10 protein-coding genes are annotated in these 18,226 nt (G+C 60.0%); 4 read left to right on the forward strand and 6 right to left on the reverse strand.

Annotated features, from left to right (window positions below; all coding sequences use genetic code 11):
- Positions 1-187: 187 nt before the first annotated feature.
- From Enr13x_RS02645 to Enr13x_RS02655, 3 genes are read right to left on the reverse strand one after another with little or no spacing between them, the layout of a single operon-like run.
- Positions 188-2,113: a glucosamine-6-phosphate deaminase gene (locus Enr13x_RS02645; RefSeq protein ID WP_145384566.1), complete on the reverse strand. Its 1,926-nt coding sequence runs from the start codon at positions 2,111-2,113 to the stop codon at positions 188-190.
- Between the two features lie 4 nt (positions 2,114-2,117).
- Positions 2,118-3,206 carry an ROK family protein gene (locus tag Enr13x_RS02650; protein ID WP_231744055.1) on the reverse strand — a complete coding sequence of 363 codons (1,089 nt, stop codon included), beginning with the start codon at positions 3,204-3,206 and terminating at the stop codon, positions 2,118-2,120.
- Positions 3,207-4,646 carry a PQQ-binding-like beta-propeller repeat protein gene (locus Enr13x_RS02655; RefSeq protein ID WP_231744056.1) on the reverse strand — a complete coding sequence of 480 codons (1,440 nt, stop codon included), beginning with the start codon at positions 4,644-4,646 and terminating at the stop codon, positions 3,207-3,209.
- 278 nt (positions 4,647-4,924) lie between these two features.
- On the opposite strand from Enr13x_RS02655, the gene Enr13x_RS02660 reads away from it, so the two are divergent.
- The gene (locus tag Enr13x_RS02660; protein ID WP_145384567.1) at positions 4,925-5,422 is read left to right on the forward strand and encodes a Crp/Fnr family transcriptional regulator; all 498 of its coding nucleotides are present in this window, start codon (positions 4,925-4,927) and stop codon (positions 5,420-5,422) included.
- Positions 5,423-5,691: 269 nt separating this feature from the next.
- Complete coding sequence (locus Enr13x_RS02665) at positions 5,692-7,245, forward strand: sulfatase family protein (RefSeq protein ID WP_145384568.1); 1,554 nt, start codon at positions 5,692-5,694, stop codon at positions 7,243-7,245.
- Positions 7,246-7,723: 478 nt separating this feature from the next.
- Here the strand turns inward: Enr13x_RS02665 and Enr13x_RS02670 are convergent, their stop codons facing one another.
- From Enr13x_RS02670 to Enr13x_RS02680, 3 genes are all read right to left on the reverse strand, one after another.
- The gene (locus Enr13x_RS02670) at positions 7,724-9,178 is read right to left on the reverse strand and encodes a DUF1501 domain-containing protein (protein ID WP_145384569.1); all 1,455 of its coding nucleotides are present in this window, start codon (positions 9,176-9,178) and stop codon (positions 7,724-7,726) included.
- Between the two features lie 139 nt (positions 9,179-9,317).
- Positions 9,318-10,922: a sialate O-acetylesterase gene (locus tag Enr13x_RS02675; RefSeq protein ID WP_145384570.1), complete on the reverse strand. Its 1,605-nt coding sequence runs from the start codon at positions 10,920-10,922 to the stop codon at positions 9,318-9,320.
- 149 nt (positions 10,923-11,071) lie between these two features.
- Positions 11,072-14,299 carry a DUF1553 domain-containing protein gene (locus Enr13x_RS02680; protein WP_197455733.1) on the reverse strand — a complete coding sequence of 1,076 codons (3,228 nt, stop codon included), beginning with the start codon at positions 14,297-14,299 and terminating at the stop codon, positions 11,072-11,074.
- Between the two features lie 649 nt (positions 14,300-14,948).
- Here Enr13x_RS02680 and Enr13x_RS02685 point away from each other — a divergent pair.
- Positions 14,949-16,364, forward strand: coding sequence for a DUF1501 domain-containing protein (locus Enr13x_RS02685; protein ID WP_145384572.1), 1,416 nt, complete (start codon positions 14,949-14,951; stop codon positions 16,362-16,364).
- Positions 16,361-18,223 (forward strand): DUF1549 and DUF1553 domain-containing protein, encoded by a 1,863-nt coding sequence (locus tag Enr13x_RS02690; protein WP_145384573.1) that lies wholly within the window; start codon positions 16,361-16,363, stop codon positions 18,221-18,223. Before Enr13x_RS02685 ends, Enr13x_RS02690 begins: the two co-directional genes overlap by 4 nt.
- Positions 18,224-18,226: the final 3 nt, after the last annotated feature.

Raw genomic sequence — 18,226 nt, forward strand, 5'->3', positions numbered from 1 at the left:
GGTCGGGGAAGGAAGGCAGAACGATACGGGGCAGGATGATGGAAGGCAAAATGATTGGAGAACGGCTCCGCTTCCCAGTCTTCGCCACCACGCCGACTCAACGGTCAAAGTCCAAGTGATTGGTTGCACTCATGTTTAAGATTCTCGATGCCCCCATCATTCTGCCTACCCCATCGTTTTGCCCCCATCAATCTGCCGCATCGAACCCCTTCCAGCGGACGAAGCCTTCGATGGCTTGATACTGGGCCAGGCCCAGTCGGTCGTAGATCTGTGCCGTTTGGGCGTTTCTCGCTTCGGCGCGTTGCCAAAACTCGCGCGCATCGGAGCCGGGAAATAGGGCGCGGTCTTTTTGCGACTCGTGTTTGAAGATCGCGTCGCGTTTACGGTCGACTTCTTGGGGGCTGAGCGGCACGGCCATTTCAATCTCGTGCGGTGCCCATTCTTGCCAGGCACCGCGGTAGAGCCAAACGGCGGTCGAGGCGAACCAGTCGTCGTGTCGGCATTCATTGCAGGCGGCAAAGATGATGTCCAGGCAAGTACGGTGGGTGCCGTGCGGATCGCTCAGGTCACCGGCGGCATAGATCTGGTGTGGTTGCACGTGACGCAACAGATCGATCGTGATTTGAACGTCTCGTTCGCCGATCGGATTCTTGCGAACCGCTCCGGTTTCGTAGAACGGCAAGTTCAAGTAGTGCAAGCGTTCGTCGCGGACGCCGCAAACCCGCGCCCCGGCGGTCGCTTCACCGCGTCGAATCAGCCCTTTCAATCGCTGGACTTCGTTGATGTCGACGCTTCCGGATGCCTTGTCGCGGATGGCGTGAATCATCATCTCGGTCAGGCGTTGGATGTCATCGCTATAGACCTCGAACTCGCGACAGAAATCGGCGGCGAATTCGGCAAACCTTAACGCATCCCCATCAAACACGGCCAGATTGCCCGAGGTTTGGTAGGCGACGTGGACTTCATGACCCTGAGTCGCCAAGCGTGTCAGCGTGCCTCCCATCGAGATGACATCGTCGTCGGGGTGTGGCGAAAACAGGATGATCCGTTTGGGGAACACCGTATCGGGGCGGTCGGGTTTGCCGGCCGGCCAGCCCGTGATCGTGTTTTGCAGATGACGGAAGACGCTGAGATTGATTTCATAGGCCGTTCCGTACTCGGCGAGCAGGCCCTGCATCCCGTTGGCGTTGTAATCGGCGTCGGTCAACATCAGGATCGGCTTTTGGACCGACTGCGAGAGTGCGATCACGGCCCGTCGGACCATCACGTCATCCCAGCGGACGTCGCCGACCAACCAGGGCGATCGGATTTCGGTCAGATTCGCGGCGGCGGCGGAATCGAGAAAGAACTCGACGTCATCGTGTTGTTGCAGAAACGTCGCCGGGACCGCCGGAGCAATTTCGCCTTCGATCGCGCGGGCGACAATCGATGCCTTGCCTTCTCCAAAGGCGAGCAGGATAATCCGTCGCGCGTCCAGGATCGTGCCGACACCCATCGTGATCGCACGCCGCGGCACATTTTCGACCCCAAAAAAATTGCTGGCCGCGTCGATCCGAGTCATCGCATCGAGCGTGATCGGCCGCGTCCGCGAATCCGTCCCTGAACCGGGTTCGTTGAAACCGATGTGTCCGGTGCGACCGATGCCCAGGATCAACATGTCGATGCCGCCCAGTTCGGCGATCTCGTTCTCGAACATCAGGCAGTATTCTGCCAATTCATCCTGCGGCGTGTTCCCGTCGGGAATATGGATCTGATCGCGCGGCAGGTCGATGTGGTCGAACAAGTGTTCGTTCATGAATCGGACGTGACTCTGCAGCGATTCCGGCCCCATCGGCAGGAATTCATCGAGGACAAAGACGGCCACGTTGGCAAACGAGAGGCCTTGTTCGCGATGCATCCGCACCATGGCGGAGTAGACGTTGACGACGGTGGATCCGGTCGCCAACCCGAGCACGCAGGTGCGTCCTTCGGCGGCACGGCTGCGAACGAGCGTGGCGATTTCAAGCGCCGCGGCTTCGCTGGCATTGCTCGCTTCGGGAAAGACTCGATACGGAATCGACGACGGCGGTGCCGCGGATTGAAAGGGTTTGAGTCTGCGTCTGTCTTGTCTCATGGTGTCATTCATTGCTGCAAGATGGATCGGCGTGACGTGTCAGTTGTCGTGCGTGCTGCGCCGCACCGAGCATTCCGGCGTCGTTGCCGAGCGTGGCGAAATCGATTTTCAAGGTCGCGCCGGTTTGGACCAACGACAGACGCACCATTTCGCCGTGGATCGTCTTTAAAAAATCCCTTCCGGTCTGCTTCTCGTTTCCTCCGAAGTTGACGGCGCCTCCGAGCAACACGACCGAAGGGTCCGCGATGTGGGCGAGCATAGCGATCGCCCGCCCCAGATGCACGCCGGTCCTGCGAACGGTCTCGATCGCGATCACGTCGCCGGCTTCGGCCGCGTCCGCGATGACCTCCGGCGTCAGTTCGCCGGCAGCGCGGAGCGGCGATTTCTGGTCGCTGGTTTTGAGTAGATCGAGTGCGGTTTTGACGATCCCCGCGGCGCCGGCGTAGGCTTCCAAATGTCCCAGGCGTCCGCAGCCGCACTGTCGGGCATCGGGACCGTGCTCGATCGTGACGTGGCCGATTTCGCCCCCACAACCGTGACTGCCATTGATCGCGCGGCCGGAAACAATGATCCCGCCGCCGATGCCGGTCCCCAACGTCAAGAAGGAAAGCGAGTCGGTCCGGTGCTCTCCAAAGCTGGATTCACCGAGCGCGGCGGCATTGGCGTCATTGATCACGGCCACGGGCTTTTGAAAGACGCTCGCCAATTCTTGATGGAAACCGATGCCGTGCCAGGCGTGTAAGTTTGCCGTTTCCATCAACGTGGCCGTCGTCTCGTCGATCACGCCGGCCATGGCCAATCCGACGGATTCCAGAGCATCAAAGGTTGCGCCGCGACGACGTAGCGCCGCGATCGCGAACTCGCGCGCTCCACGAAAGACATCCGACGGTTCGTCGCAATGCGCCGTAGAGATCTGGTGGCGGGCAACCACTTCATCGCCGCACAGCAGTCCTAATTTGACCGAAGTGCCACCAAGATCGATGCCCATGACGAACGACGGCGATTCGCCGGAACCATCATCGGCTGGTTTCATGTTCGGATACAATCGTCGTCCCAATCGTTCATCAAGTTCAAGCTGATCATGTAAATTCATTCAATTCGCGATGCAAAACAAATGCTTCTCTCCGCGGATGAACAGCTCATCGCCGCACGGAGCAGGGGTTGCATCGACCGTTTCACCGACCGAGTTGGACGCTACGATTTGTAGTGTCGCCGAATCCTTGATCACAACCGTGGTGCCGCTTCGTCCGGTCAGATAAACGTGTCCGCCGGCGGCCATCGGCGACGCATAGGTTCTGCTGATCCCGGGCAATCGCACCGCTTCATAGTGGGGCTTTCCCGTCGCCGCATCCAGGCAACTGAGGTTGCCGGATTTGCCTTTGTGGAAATACAGCCGGCCATCGCTGAGCAACGGGGACGCGATGTCGGGTGTGTCCCGGCTGACCGTCCAGACCACACGGTCGGTGCCTTCGATGTCGCCGTGGCCGTCGGGCCGAAACGCGCCGAGGAACGATCCCTGGTAGCCGCTGCCGATGAACACCATCGCGTCGGCGGCGACTGCCGACGCGACCGGGCGAGTCGTTTGGCCGCCACAGCGCCAGAGTTCTTGACCGGTTTCAAGGTCATAGCTGCGGGCAAAGTTTTGACCATTCATGACGATCTGTTTTTTGCCGGCGACGTCGATCACCAAAGGGGTGGCCCAGCACGACGGTTCATCACGATCGGTCTTCCAGACCGTTTCGCCGGTCAGCTTGTTGAGCGCATACAGCGCCGAGGCGCCTTCATGATCCCACGGCACGAGGATCAGGTTGCCGTGAAGCGTCGGTGAACTGCCTTCGCCGAACCCGCTCCGCGTGATCATTTTTCCAAAATCATCGCGTTTCCATTTCAGCTGGCCGTCCATCGTGTAGCAATACAGGCCCCGCGAGCCGAAGTGTGCATAGACATGGTTGCCATCGGTGCAGGGTGATGCCGATGCGAACCCGTTGGTCGAATGGGTTTCCTGGTGCGGGACGGCGGTGACGGCCGTTTGTTTCCAAAGTTGCTGGCCGGATTGGCGGTCGAAACAGAGCACTTGAAAGTCCAGTTTCGGCAGCGCCGGCGCCGTGCCGCGTTGAAATTGATTGCGATTCTGCGGGGCCGGCGGCGGTGGCGCCGTCCCCGGACCAACGCTGACGGCGGTGACCACAAACACGCGGTCATCCCAAATCACCGGCGACCCGGAACCGCGACCGGGAATCGGCACCTTCCATTTCACGTTCTCGGTCTCGGACCAGTTCGTCGGCGGGTTGCCGCTGGTGGCCGCACCGTTGCCCGTCGGACCGCGCCAGTGGGCCCAGTTGTCTGCAACAACCATCTCCCCCGACAGGAGAAATACCAACGCGCCGGCGAGTGTGAACGTCCGGCAAAGATTGCGATACATACGACGTGAATTCTGCAGCAGGAAAAGTAGTGTGGAGGAACCGCCATTGATCCGGACCATCCCGGCTTGGCCACATTGTAACTCGTCGGCCCCGATCGGGTGTCTCGGCATTGCTCTTCCCGATCAACTCACGGAACACCGCCGGCTCAAAATCTTTGACAGTGCGCCGCCGATGCGACATGTTGGGGCTACGCTGTGAAGCAGTTTTTAGCGGCAGGGCGCGAGCCCTCCGGTGTTTCGGCAGAGATGAAGACCCGGAGGGCTCGCGCCCTGCCTTTAAAACCTTAAGAAACACAGGGGAAAAATGCTTCACAGCGTTAATGTGGGGGGCCAGACGCGGGGGCGAGGCAGGTTTCTGTCCGTTGACTTCGGCAAAAAAGGTCATTGGCATGTTAATCGATCAAACGGAACTCATCCAACAAACTCCGGTTTGCGGGGGCCTCCGTAAGGAGACGCTGCAGTTGATTTTGAGTCAATCCGAAGAGCTAGAGGTGGCCGCGGGCGAGTTCTTTTTCCGCGAAGGCGACGCGGGAGACTGCCTGTACGTGATCCAATCCGGGACCGCGATCGTCCAGCGGACCTGGCAGGGCAACGCGATTGTCCTGGCGCGCATTCAGCCCGGTGACTGTTTCGGCGAAATGTCATTGATCGATTTACAACGCCGCTTCGCCGGAGTCAAAGCGGAAACCGATTGCAGCGTGATTCGGGTTCCCTACACCGCACTGATGAGACTCTGTCAGGTCGATATGGAGCAGTACGCGATGGTGATGATGAATTTGGGACGCGAAGTCAGTCGTCGACTGCGGATTGCCGGCGAGCGGCTGTTTCGCTATCAGCAAGAACTCGGCCAGCAGTGGTTTGACGAGGAATTGGCATTTGATGCTTGATCGGAAAGAGGATTCGTCACTCCCCCCCTGGGAGAGTCGAGCGTAGCGAGGAGAGGGTTTGGGTTGTTGCTTGGGGTCGCCCATCAAGAGTGAAGTGACCGCCGCGATTCGCCGTTCGACCTCCCCTCGCTTCGCTCGACCCTCCTGCCAGGAGGGTGACTTTAAAAACTGCATCACCTCTGTGCGGGAGGGTGACGTCGAACACTGCATGATCGCTGTGGCGGACGGAGAGTACAATACGCGCGCAAGCCAACTGATCGGAGCAGACAATGAGCCTCACCACCACTCAGGGCGAACGGCGTGTCCTGCTGCGATCGATCCACCCGCCGCAGCTCCCTCGGAGAAAACTCTTGACCCGCCGCAATGCCATTCTCTTCGTCGCCCTGGCCAGCCTGTTCGGTCTCGTGCGACCCGCGATCGGCGCCGACCTTCCCCAGCGGCCGAACGTTATCGTCGTCTTCTGCGACAATCTGGGCTACGGCGACATCCAGCCTTTTGGCTCGACGTTGCACCGGACGCCGAACTTGAACCGGATGGCAACACAAGGGCGGAAGTTCACGCACTTCTGCGTGACCGCCGGCGTCTGCACCCCGTCACGCGCCAGCCTGATCACCGGGTGTTACTCTCAACGCGTCGGCATGCACCAAAACCCGCGCGACGGCCATGTGCTTCGACCGATCTCGCCCTACGGACTGAATCCCGACGAAGTCACGATTGCCGAATCGCTGAAAGACCGGGGTTACGCGACGGCGATCATCGGCAAGTGGCACCTGGGCGACCAGCCCGAATTCTTGCCCACACGTCAAGGCTTCGACTTCTTTTTCGGTGTCCCCTACAGCGATGACATGACGCGAGCGGTCGGCCAGCGTCTGGGCGATCGGCTGGACGGAAAACAGTGGCCGCCGCTGCCGTTGATGGAGAACGAAGTCGTCGTCGAAGCCCCCTGTGACCGCAACGGACTGACCAAGCGGTACACCGAACGCGCGATGCAATGGATCCGGGAGCATCAGGAGGAACCGTTCTTTCTGTATTTCCCCCAAGCGATGCCGGGCAGCACCCGAACGCCGTTCTCCAGCGAAGCGTTTCGGGGCAAAAGCCGAAATGGCCCCTGGGGCGACTCGATCGAAGAACTCGACTGGTCGATCGGACAACTGATGGACCAACTGATGGAATTGGGGCTGGCCAGCAACACGCTTGTGATCTGGACCAGCGACAACGGTGCTCCGATCAATCGAGACTTGGGCGATCTGTCGCGCGGTTCCAATCGGCCCCTACACGGCCGCGGTTACACGACCAGTGAAGGTGCCTTTCGAGTCCCGACGTTGATCTGGCAACCGGGCCACGTACGGGCGGGCACGGTCTGCGACGAACTCGTGTCGACGATGGATTTGTTGCCGACGTTGACCAAGCTGGCCGGCGGTGAACTGCCAAGCGATCGCAAGATCGACGGACACGACATCGCTCCGCTAATCTACAGCCAGCCGAATGCAACGTCGCCGTACGACGCGTTCTACTATTACCACCGGGATCAATTGCAAGCGGTTCGTTCCGGACCCTGGAAATTATTCTTGCCCATCGATCCGTCCGCCGGACATCCGCACCTGGGGAAAAATGACCCGCCGCAAACGTTGCTGTTTCATTTGTACGGCGATGTGTCCTGCCAACGAAACGTTGCGGCCCGGCATCCCGACGTGGTCGACCGATTGATGAAGCTCGCCGACCAGGCTCGCGAAGACCTTGGCGATCAAGGACGCCCCGGCAAGGGACAGCGGGCGATCGGGAAAATCGACGGTCAGCCGCACGCGCAAACGATCCAACCATAGTTTGATCGCACGGATCACCAGGAATCAATTTGCTTAGAACGTCACGCTCCCCGGCCGAGGTCTTGCAGTTTTAGAGTCACCCTCCTGGCAGGAGGGTCGAGCGAAGCGAGGGGAGGTCGAAAGGTGAATCGCGGCGTTGACTTCACTCTTGATGGGTGACCCCCAATCAAAAACGCAAAGACTTTCGCGAGCCGTCGGCCCTCTCTGGCGTTTGCTTGCTGCGCAAACGCCGTCTCTCCCAGGGGGAGAGAAACTCAGTTGGTTGCCAAACTTTGCAGTTAAAGAATCGCCTCAAGGGACCGTCCAGCTCAGGACGATCGCTTTTCTGACGTACGATGGCCCTTCCGGGCCGTCGCCCGTGGGGCTCTGCGCGACGACCTAGAAAGGACGTCGTACGCCTCAGTCGTTCGGATGGGGCGTGTTTCGCGCCAGCCCCAAGCCGGACGGTCTCTTTAGGCTAGACACCGACCGTTCCCATTCACACGAGGATCTCCTTGATCACCTGCCCATAATCTTGTTCCAGGCGTTTATGCCCCGGCACATTCAATCGGTGGGAATGCAGACCCAGTTGATGCAGCAGCGTCGCATGGACATCGGTCACATAGTGCGGATGTTCCACGGCATGGAAACCGATTTCATCGGTCGCACCGTGCACGACGCCGCCCTTGATTCCGCCGCCGGCCATCAGGACGCTGAACCCATACGGATGATGATCGCGGCCGTCGGAATTCTGTGACCCCGGCGTGCGTCCGAATTCTGTCGCGAACACGACCAGCGTTTCGTCCAGCATGCCACGCTGCTTCAAATCCTGGATCAACCCCGCGACCGGACGATCGACCTGCATCGCCAATTTGGAATGATTGGCTTTCAGTTTCGAGTGCTGATCCCAAGCCCCCGCTGCGCCGTCGCCATGCATGATTTGAATGAAACGCACACCCTGCTCGGCGAAACGGCGCGCCGCGAGTAACTGCTCGCCAAAGGGGCGCGTTTCTTTTTGATCGAACCCGTACAGTTTCTTGGTGGCTTCGGTCTCGGTGTCAAATCGAATCACGTCCGGAACGGCCGTTTGCATGCGGTAGGCCAACTCGTAGGACTTGATCCTCGCCTCCAGCTCCGGATCGTGTGGATATTGTTCGGCGGTCAGGTGATTCAAGCGACGCACCAAGTCAAATCCCAGACGCTGTTGGCCGACCGAAATGTCGCCCTCGGGGCTCGCGTAATCGAGCGGATTTTTGGGATCCACTTTCAGTGCAACGCTGTCGTAGGCGGGCCCCAAGTAATGCCCGTCGCGTTTGTCAAAGAAACGCGGCCCCATGCCGATGAATTGGGGCAGATTCTCGTTCAAGGTTCCCAGCCCATAATTGATCCACGCGCCGATCGTCGGCACGCGTGGGTCCAACATGTGTCGTCCCGAGTGAAATTGGACTTGGGCGCCGTGGTTATCGTCGGTCGTCCACATCGACCGGATCACGGCCAGGTCATCGACACAGGATCCTAGATGTGGAAACCAGTCGCTGAATTCGATCCCGCTTTGGCCATGCTTTCGATAGCCGACTTGCAGGGGATAGATCTTGTTGCGTTGCTGGCCGTTGGCGTCATTGACGACGACGACCCGAACGCGTTTCAGTTTCTCCGGATCTTGGACATCGGCAAACGGAGTCTCGGTGATCGTCTTGCCGGCGTATTTGGTCAGCGCCGGCTTGGGATCAAAACTTTCCATGTGGCTGACACCGCCACGCATGAACAGCCAGATCACGCTTTTTGCTTTGGGGGCAAAGTGCGGCAAGCCGTCCGGTGGCGACCACCCCGCGATGCCGGATGAGTTACCCGGTGCGTCGGCAACCCCATCGCGGCTGAGCATCGCATTCAGGGCAAGGCTGCCAAAGCCGAGGCCGCCGCAAAGCATCGTTCGACGATTGACGGTGCGATTCATGATCTTGTTCTTTCAAAGGGTTTGGGTGTCGGTCAGGCTGTGAAGCATTGGTTTCCTGTGTTTGACAAGGTTTTAGCGGCAGGGCGCAAGTTCAATGCCGCTAAAAATGCTTCACAGCGTTGCCCTACCGGGCACAGCGTCACCGTCCACGGGTCGTCTTTCGTGCGGACGGTCGCGCCGAGCCGGTCACGTCGTCCCAGTCATCGCTGCGGAACACCGACGCCGGCAGCCCTTCGCTGTTGACCAGGTTCGCACCTTCGGGGTTGGACGCCCAGGCATAGCGCACGGCGACCGGCGCGGGCACCTCGTCGCTGCTGACCAGCACTGTGTCTTTGCCGACGGTCTTGGCATCGGCCCAATGCCATTGCTGGTCCTTGCCGGCGATTTCGAACCGTTTCAACGCTTCACCGTCGCGTGATTTCAGCCCCTCGCCGGCCTGGTCGAATGTCACTCGAATCGCGTTGCCTTCGATCTTGCTGTCACGATACAGCGGCCCCGAGTAGACGAGGTCACGTCCGTAGTCTTTGGCCAAAGCCCAGCGTGCCAATCGCTCGCCGGGATCTTTCTTGTTCTTGGGATGGATGTCGCCTGCCGCGCCGACGTCGTTGATGATCGCCATTCCGGTCTTGGGCGTGGTGTCCAGGATCAATCGCATTCGATCTTGCAGCAACGCCCAGGGATCCGGGGTGCCGGGCTCGGTCGAGGCGCCTCGGAAATTTGCCAGTTGGACATAGTAGAACGAAAACTCATCGTCCCAGCGTTGTCGCCAATCGCGGATCATCAGCGGCAGCGTTTGATCGTAAGGCACCGCCCCCGGTTTCGCGTTGGCTTCGCCCTGGTACCAGATCGCTCCGCGCATCGCATAGCCGACGAAGGGATGAATCATGGCGTTGAAGAGCACGCCCGGTTTTCCTTCGGTGTTCAAGGGGCGTTTGGGCGGGGTGGGTTTCCGCGGCGCGCGGGCACGCTGCTCGTTCGGTCGATTGCGCCGCTCCGCCGCGTCGGCTTGCCATTGGTCCAGTCGAGCTTGGTAGGCGACCTTGGCTTTCTCGGGATCATAGGCCTTGTCGGCCTTGATCACCGCGTCGACCAACCGCTTCGTACCGGGCAACGTCTCGAGTGCCTGACGACTGGTAAACGTTTCGACCGGTTTGCCGCCCCAAGCCGATTTGATCACGCCGACCGGCACATCGAGTTCCTGGTGAAGTTTCCTGGCAAAGAAAAATGCGACCGCCGAATAGCTCGCCAGGGTATCGGGCGAACAAACGCTCCACTGTCCCGCGATATCGTCTTGTGGCTCCACCGCGGTCGTCGCGGCGGCATTGAACATTCGGATCGCCGGCAGATCGGATTCGGCGCGCGCGGCGTCATAGCTTGCCGCCCCTCGCATCGTGAATGCCATGTTGGATTGTCCCGACGCAAACCAGACTTCACCGATCAACACGTCGTCGATCTTGATCGTCTCGCCGCCACTGCGGATGGTCAATGTCGACCCCGAGGCATCGGCCGCACCGGTCTGGATGCCGACCCGCCACTTCCCAGCCGCATCAGCTTTAGTCGTCGCGGTCGTTCCATTGAAATCCAACGTCACGTCGGCGCCCGGGGTGGCCGTGCCCCAGATCGGTGCGGAACGCTCACGCTGAAGCACCATGTGGTCGCTGAAGAAACGGGGAACCGAAAGTTCGGCAAATGCGACGGCCGGACACGTCAAGCCGAGCGCAAGAACCAGGACAAAGCGATGCATGGTCGAATCGTGGGTGTGGGGAACAAAGTGGCGTAAGCTTCCAGCTTGCGATCTCCGCTGACTCGCAAGCCGGAGGCTTACCTGTTGTTGTATCGCAAGCTGGAAGCTTACCTGTTGTTGTATCGCAAGCTGGAAGCTTACGCCACTTTTTAGCGGATGGTGACGAAGTCGTTGTGGTTGAGGATGGCTTGGGTCAGGCGGGAACGAATGACGGTCTCACGGTCGGCGGCGTCGCGAGATTGCATTTCGGGAAGCTCTGACATGGCATCCCAGAACGCCGTACATTCCATTCGCTCCGCGTCCGTCGGTTCGCGGCAGAGCAGTTGAAAGAACAGTTCATTGATGAAGTCCGACGGCGCGTCGGTTTTTACACCGCCGGCGATTCGCGATGCGATCTGGGATGCCATTTCGATCGCCAGTTTGCTGTTGGAAAGCGCGAGTGCCTGTTGGGGAACGATACTTTCGCTGCGTCGATAGCACTGCAAGATGTCCGCATCATCGAACATCGTCAGGAATTTGTCTTGCTGGTCGCGGGAGTGCTTCAGGTAGACGCTGCGTCGCGTGGCGGTCGGGCCGGGATCGACCGACGGGCCTTCCATTTTCGGATCCAGTTTTCCGCCCAGGGACAACAAGCTGTCGCGGACGAGTTGCGACTCCATTCGTTTGGAGTTGGCCCGCCAGTAATAGCGGTTCGTCGGATCGACAGCTCGCGTTTGCGGGTCGGCGGTGAGTGTCGACGATGACAAACGGTACGCGTCGGAAGTCACGATCATTCGATGCAGGTGTTTGAAACTCCAGCCCGACTGCATGAATTCGGCGGCCAGGAAATCCAGCAATTCCGCGTGCAGTGGCTTCTCGGCACGCAACCCAAAATCGAACACGGACTCCACCAGCGGTGTCCCAAAGTGCCGCATCCAAACGTGGTTCACCGCGACGCGGGCGGTCAACGGATTTTGCCTGGACGTGATCCATTCGGCCAGCGCGAGACGCCGCCCAGTGCTGACCGATGGATAGACCGCCGGGTAATCGGGTTCCTTGTGTTCCGGGGTCTCGAGTGCTTTTTTAGATCCACGCAGCGACGCATAGTTCGGCCGGGCATCGGGATCGGCCTTTTGCAATGCTTGCAGCTTGGTTTCGGCGGCCGACTTCTGGTCTTTCGCCGATTTTAATTTCTTCGCATCGGCGGCGTCGGCAACGATCCGGTAGTCCGCGTCGGCAATTTTCGCCTGCAACTGTTTTGACGCTGCGGTCCTGGCCCGGCTGTCGGTTTCAGCCGGTGATGGCGAGGCGACATAACGAGCGTTGTCGGCGGCAATCGTCGCGTGCACCGATTCCAAAGCCGCGTTGGCCGCTGTCAATTTTAATTCCGCGGCGATCACCGCATTTTCCGGGTCGACCGATGGTGTGACTTGGTTTCCCGCTGCGGTCAGTTGGGTGTCCGACGACAATGCTTTGATCGTGATCTGGTCAAAGGCAACGGTTGCATCAAAACCGCTCAAGCTGAAGAAACCGTCGCTGCGATCGGGAAGTTGATAGGCGACGACAAATTGATCATCCAACCAAACGTTGACCAACGTGTCTCGGACTGCGATTCGCAGGTGGTAACGCCGGCCGACCTTGATCGGCATTGCCTTGCGGCCGTCGGGTGGATACGTGTTGTTCCCGCCGCGCGTGTATGCCACCTGGACTTTGGGGCCGGGTTCGTGGGCACTGGTGTAGACGTAATTCGCATCCTTGCCGTCTTCGGATTGGTCGAATCGAAACGTCACCGACTTGTACGTGGAACCACCGGTTGTGGTGTAATCGCAGTCGACTTCGAAATCACGCGGAAGCGACGGTACCAGTCGTGCCATCTGCGGCTGACGTGTCGCTGTTGTTTGGTGCAAGGCACCCTCGCGGTACTGCCATCCGTCCCCGATCAGTTGCCACACTTCGGGTGCGGGCTCATCAAAGGTATCGGTGACCGCCCAGGACGAATGGTCCACCGCAGACGCACTCGACTCTGTCGCCGGTTGCTCGGCCAGGCGTGTCTTGGCCGTCGCTAGTTCCCGCCGGGCGGATTCAACTTCGGATTCGGCTTTCCGGATCGCCGCGTTTTGGACGTGCGTTCGGGTGCCGGGGGCGAACGCGGCCGGAGGCAATTTGACCGGCTCGATCGGAGCCGCAAAATCGGCCAGGATGGCGGGCACACCGGGGCTGACGGGGTTTTCCTTGTCCGGGTTCATCGGGTCGCCACGCAGGTGCACGAACGTCGGCCGATCCACCGAATCGTCAAACACCCGCGGCAGCCCGTCTTTTTCGAAATCTGTCACGCCCGGGATCGGATCCAAGCGAACTTGGTGCGGTTCAAAGATCGCCCGAAATCGGTAGTAATCCAGCTGCGAAATCGGATCATACTTGTGATCGTGGCACTTGGCACAATTCAACGTCAGCCCCAGAAACGCTTTGCCGGTGTGTTCGATCGTGCCGTCCAACCAAGTCGTCCGGTTGAACAGGTAGTAGTTTCTGGCCAAGTAGCCGGTCCCGGCGATCGCTTCGGGATCGGTGGGCGCCAATTCGTCACCGGCCAACATTTCCGAGACCATTTGGTCATAACCCTTGTCATCATTGAGCGAACGGACGATCCAATCGCGCCAATGCCAGATGTGTTTTTGGCTGTAGCGAATCTGTTGGCCCAAACCGTACCAATCGCTGTACCGCCAAACGTCCATCCAGTGGCGTGCCCAACGTTCACCGTGTTCGTGGCGGGCCAACAGGTCGTCGACGATTTGTTCCCAGGGACGCTTGTCTCGCAGTTGCTCGGTCGTGGGCGGCAATCCGATCAGATCCAAGTACAGCCGCCGAATGATCATTGATCGATCGGCCGGGCCGACGGGGCGGACATTGCCGGCGACGCGTTTGGCGGCCAGCAATGCATCGACCGGGTGATCCGCTTGGCCAGACGACTCGGGCAGCGTCGGCCGCGTGATCGGTTGAAACGCCCAATGCTCGGTCGGCGCCGGGGGCGGTGTTTCCTCGGGCGCTCGGGCGCCTTGCTCGATCCAACGTCGCAGCAATTCGATCTGGTCGGGTTGCAACGCGGCACCGTCTTCGGCCGGTGGCATGCGTTCGTCTTCGTCGGCGGTGATTCGCACCAGCATTTCGCTGGCATTCGGATCCCCCGGAATCAGGGCATCGCCGTCGATCATCAGCGATCGCGTTTCCAGCCGCAGGCCGGATTCTTGTTTGAGCACGCCGTGACAGGAGTAGCACTTCTCGCTGAGCAGCGGTTTGATCTGGGTCAGATAATCCACCTCGTCGGTGGCGATCGCAGCCGATGGTGCCGGGGCTGCGAACACAAGGAACGCGACGATTTTGGGGAGGGAGATTGGACGCACGGGGAGACGCATCGGTTGGAGGTGGGACTGGATAGTCTAACCGATCCGGCGGACACGTGTTGTGTATTCGTGCCAACGATGGAAGCATCGGCTCAAGGGACCGTCCAGCTTAGGACGACCGCTTTTTCGAGTACGATGGCCCTTCCGGGCCGTCGCCCGTGGGGCTCTGCGCGACGACCTGGAAAGGACGTCGTACAACGGTCCGCCGACCACTTCTCACCTAGTCGATCAGATCGTTCGGATTTGTCGCGTTTCGCAGCAGCTTAAGACGACCGCTTTTTCGAGTACGATGGCCCTTCCGGGCCGTCGCTCGTGGGGCTCTGCGCGACGACCTGGAAAGGACGTCGTACAACGGTCCGCTGACCACCTTTCACCTAGTCGATCAGATCGTTCGGATTTGTCGCGTTTCGCAGCAGCTTAAGACGATCGCTTTTCAGATGTACGATGCCCCCTTCCGGGCCGTCGCCCATGGGGCTCTGCGCGACGACCTGGAAAGGACGTCGTACAACGGTCCGCCGACCGCATCACACTCAATCGACGAGATCATGAGGGTTCCTCGCGATTCGCGTCGTTCCTAAGCTGGACGGTCCCGTAAGCCTAGACACCAACAAGATTAGCAACCTCGCGCGGCATCGGCTAACATACGCGCATGAACCCTAACGAAATTCGCAAATCACTTCGTCGTGACTTCCTGCGGTCTGCCGGTGGCGGAGCCGGGATGATCGCGCTGGCTTCGCTGCTATCCGGTGACGGCATTGCGGGAAACCTGGACGGCTCGATTCGTCAGCCCCACTTTCGTCCGCGTGCCAAGCGGATGATCTGGCTGTTCATGCATGGAGGTCCCAGCCAGGTCGATCTGTTTGACCCCAAGCCGGATCTGGTCAAGTACGCCGGACAGCCGCTTCCGGACAGTTTTGGATCGGTGATGACACGTCGCAAGGTCGCCAGCAATCCATTGCTCGGCCCGGTCCGCCCGTTCCGGCCGCGTGGCCAATCGGGGCTGCCGATCTCTGACTTTCTGCCGCATCTGTCCACCGTCGCCGACGACTTGTGTGTGATCCGGTCGCTGCACGGGGACAGCGTCAATCATCCGCAGTCGGTGTATCAGATGAACACCGGCAGCATCTTGATGGGGCATCCGAGTTTCGGTAGCTGGCTGGCCTACGGATTGGGCAGCGAAAACGAGGACATGCCGGCCTTTGTCGTGTTGCCCGACCCCGGCGGCGGACTCAAGGGTGGGCCGTCGGCCTGGGGCAATGGCTATCTGCCGGCGACCTACCAAGGGACGACGATGCGTCCGGGGAAAACGCCGATCCTCAACCTGGCGCCGCCGAGCGGTGTTTCGGATCTCCGTCAGCGTTCGACTCTGGACTTCATTCAGCAACTCAATCAAAACCATTTGGTCGGGCGCGAACAGGACGACGACTTGGCCGCCCGGATCGATGCCTATGAGCTGGCGTTTCGGATGCAATCGGCCGCACCCGAAGCCGTTGATTTTTCGCAGGAGACGGCCGCAACGCTTTCGATGTACGGGATCGATGACAAGACCACACGTGACTTTGGCGAGCGTTGCTTGCTGGCCAGACGAATGATCCAGCGCGGTGTCCGGATGGTCCAGGTCTATTCGGGGGACACCAACGGTTGGGATGCGCACCAAGACGTCGACAAGAACCATAGCGAGTACTGCGCTAAAACGGACAAACCGGTCACCGCACTGCTCAAAGACCTGAAGCGATCGGGATTGCTCGATGACACCTTGGTCGTCTGGTGCGGCGAGTTCGGACGCATGCCGATGAGCGAACAAGGCAAGGGACGCGATCACAATCCGTGGGGATACTGTGGATGGATCGCCGGGGCCGGCATCAGCGGTGGGCGTGCCTATGGCGCGACCGACGAAGTCGGGTTGCGGGCGGCCGAAGACCGGGTGCATGTCAACGAATTCCACGCCACCTTGCTCCATCTGATGGGACTCGATCACCGCGACCTGACGTATTTCCATAACGGACTGGACGAGCGATTGACCGGCCCCAGTGAAATCGACATCGTCGAGGGACTGCTCACATGAGACGAATGACTCTGCTGTTGGCTTTGTTGGCCATCTTCCTGCTGCTCCCGTGGCCCTCGACCGCCGGGGCGGACGACGCCGAAATCGAAGAAGACGAAATCTCGGACTTCGATCGCGATCATTGGGCCTATGAACCGATCGCGCGACCCGCCGTGCCCGCGGTGGCGCAAACCGATTGGCCGCGGACGGGGATCGACCGGTTCATTCTGGCGCGACTGGAAAAGGAGTCGCTTCAACCCGCGCCGCCTGCCGATCGGCCCAGCTTGATTCGCAGGCTGTGCTGGGACCTGACCGGTTTGCCGCCCACGGTGGATCAAGTCCAACAGTTTGTGACTGACGAGCGGCCCGATGCCTACTCGCGCCTGGTCGATTCGCTGCTCGCGTCACCCGAATTCGGAAAACGCTGGGGACAATTCTGGTTGGACCTGGCACGCTACGCGGACACCGACGGGTATGAACACGACAAAATCCGTGACCAAGCGTGGAAGTATCGCGATTGGGTGATCGATGCGATCAACCGCGACCTGCCCTATGACACGTTCATCCGCTGGCAGCTTGCCGGCGACCACGCGGAATCCGCCGGCGACCCAGCCACACGCCAGCAAGCCACACTGGCGACGGCGTTTTGTTTATCGGGGCCCGACATGCCCGACATCAACTCGATGGACGAACGACGCCATGTCTTGCTCAATGAAATCACGTCGACCGTCGGGGCGGTGTTGCTGGGCTTGCAATTCGGCTGCGCCCAGTGCCATGACCACAAGTACGACGCGATCAGCCAGGCGGACTTTTATCGGCTGCGGGCGTTCTTTGATTCTTCGATCCGACTGGAACAGAACAAGTCGGTCAGCGTGTTGACGTCCCATCGCGATTACCCGCAAACTCATCTGATGATTCGCGGTGATTGGCGCCGTCCGGGCGCCCCGCTGAAACCGGCATTTCCCCGGGTCATCAACGATACGAATGCGGTCCCGTCGCCCGACGTTTCGCCACGGGCCGAGTTGGCGGATTGGATGACCGATCGCGCCAACCCCCTGACGGCCCGCGTGATCGTCAATCGAATCTGGCAACAACATTTCGGCACCGGTCTGACGGCGACACCCAGTGACTTCGGCGTGATGGGAGACAGCCCGACGCACCCCGAGTTGCTCGACTACCTGTCCGATGAACTGATGCGGGAAGACTGGAGCACCAAGCGAATTCATCGCATGATCGTGATGTCCAGCGTTTATCAAGTGTCCGGCACGCGTCCCAAAGAAGGCTCCTCTCGCGGGGCTTGGGATCATGCGTTGGCGGCCGATCCCGAGAACCAACTGCTGAGTCGTTTCCCTCGTCGACGCTTGGATGCCGAAGCGATCCGAGACGGATTGCTGGCCGTCAGTGACTCGCTGAATCACGAGATGGGCGGCCCCGGCGTGCGGCCCGCCCTGCCGGCGGAAATGGTCAAGACGCTGAAATCGGGACAGTGGAAAGAAACACCCTCCAAGGCCGACCATGATCGTCGCAGTATCTACATTTTCGCCAGACGGAATTTGCGATTTCCTTTCTTCGCGACGTTTGATCGCCCCACCGCCGATCAGCCTTGCGCACGCAGGAATCAATCCACCACCGCCATCCAGTCGCTCGTGCTGCTCAATTCCGCTTTTGTGATGAAGACGTCGCAGCGATTGGCCGATGTCGTGTCCGCTGGCGAAACCGACGTCCACGCTCAGGTCGAATCGCTCTACCTGAGACTCTATTCGCGACACCCCGACGCCGACGAAGTGACGGCCGCGACGGAATTTTTGGCCAGCGGTGCATCGCTGCGGGACCTCTGCCGGGCGATGCTGAACTCAAATGAGTTCTTGTACGTGGATTGACGC

This window comes from Stieleria neptunia, assembly GCF_007754155.1.
Classification (GTDB): domain Bacteria; phylum Planctomycetota; class Planctomycetia; order Pirellulales; family Pirellulaceae; genus Stieleria; species Stieleria neptunia.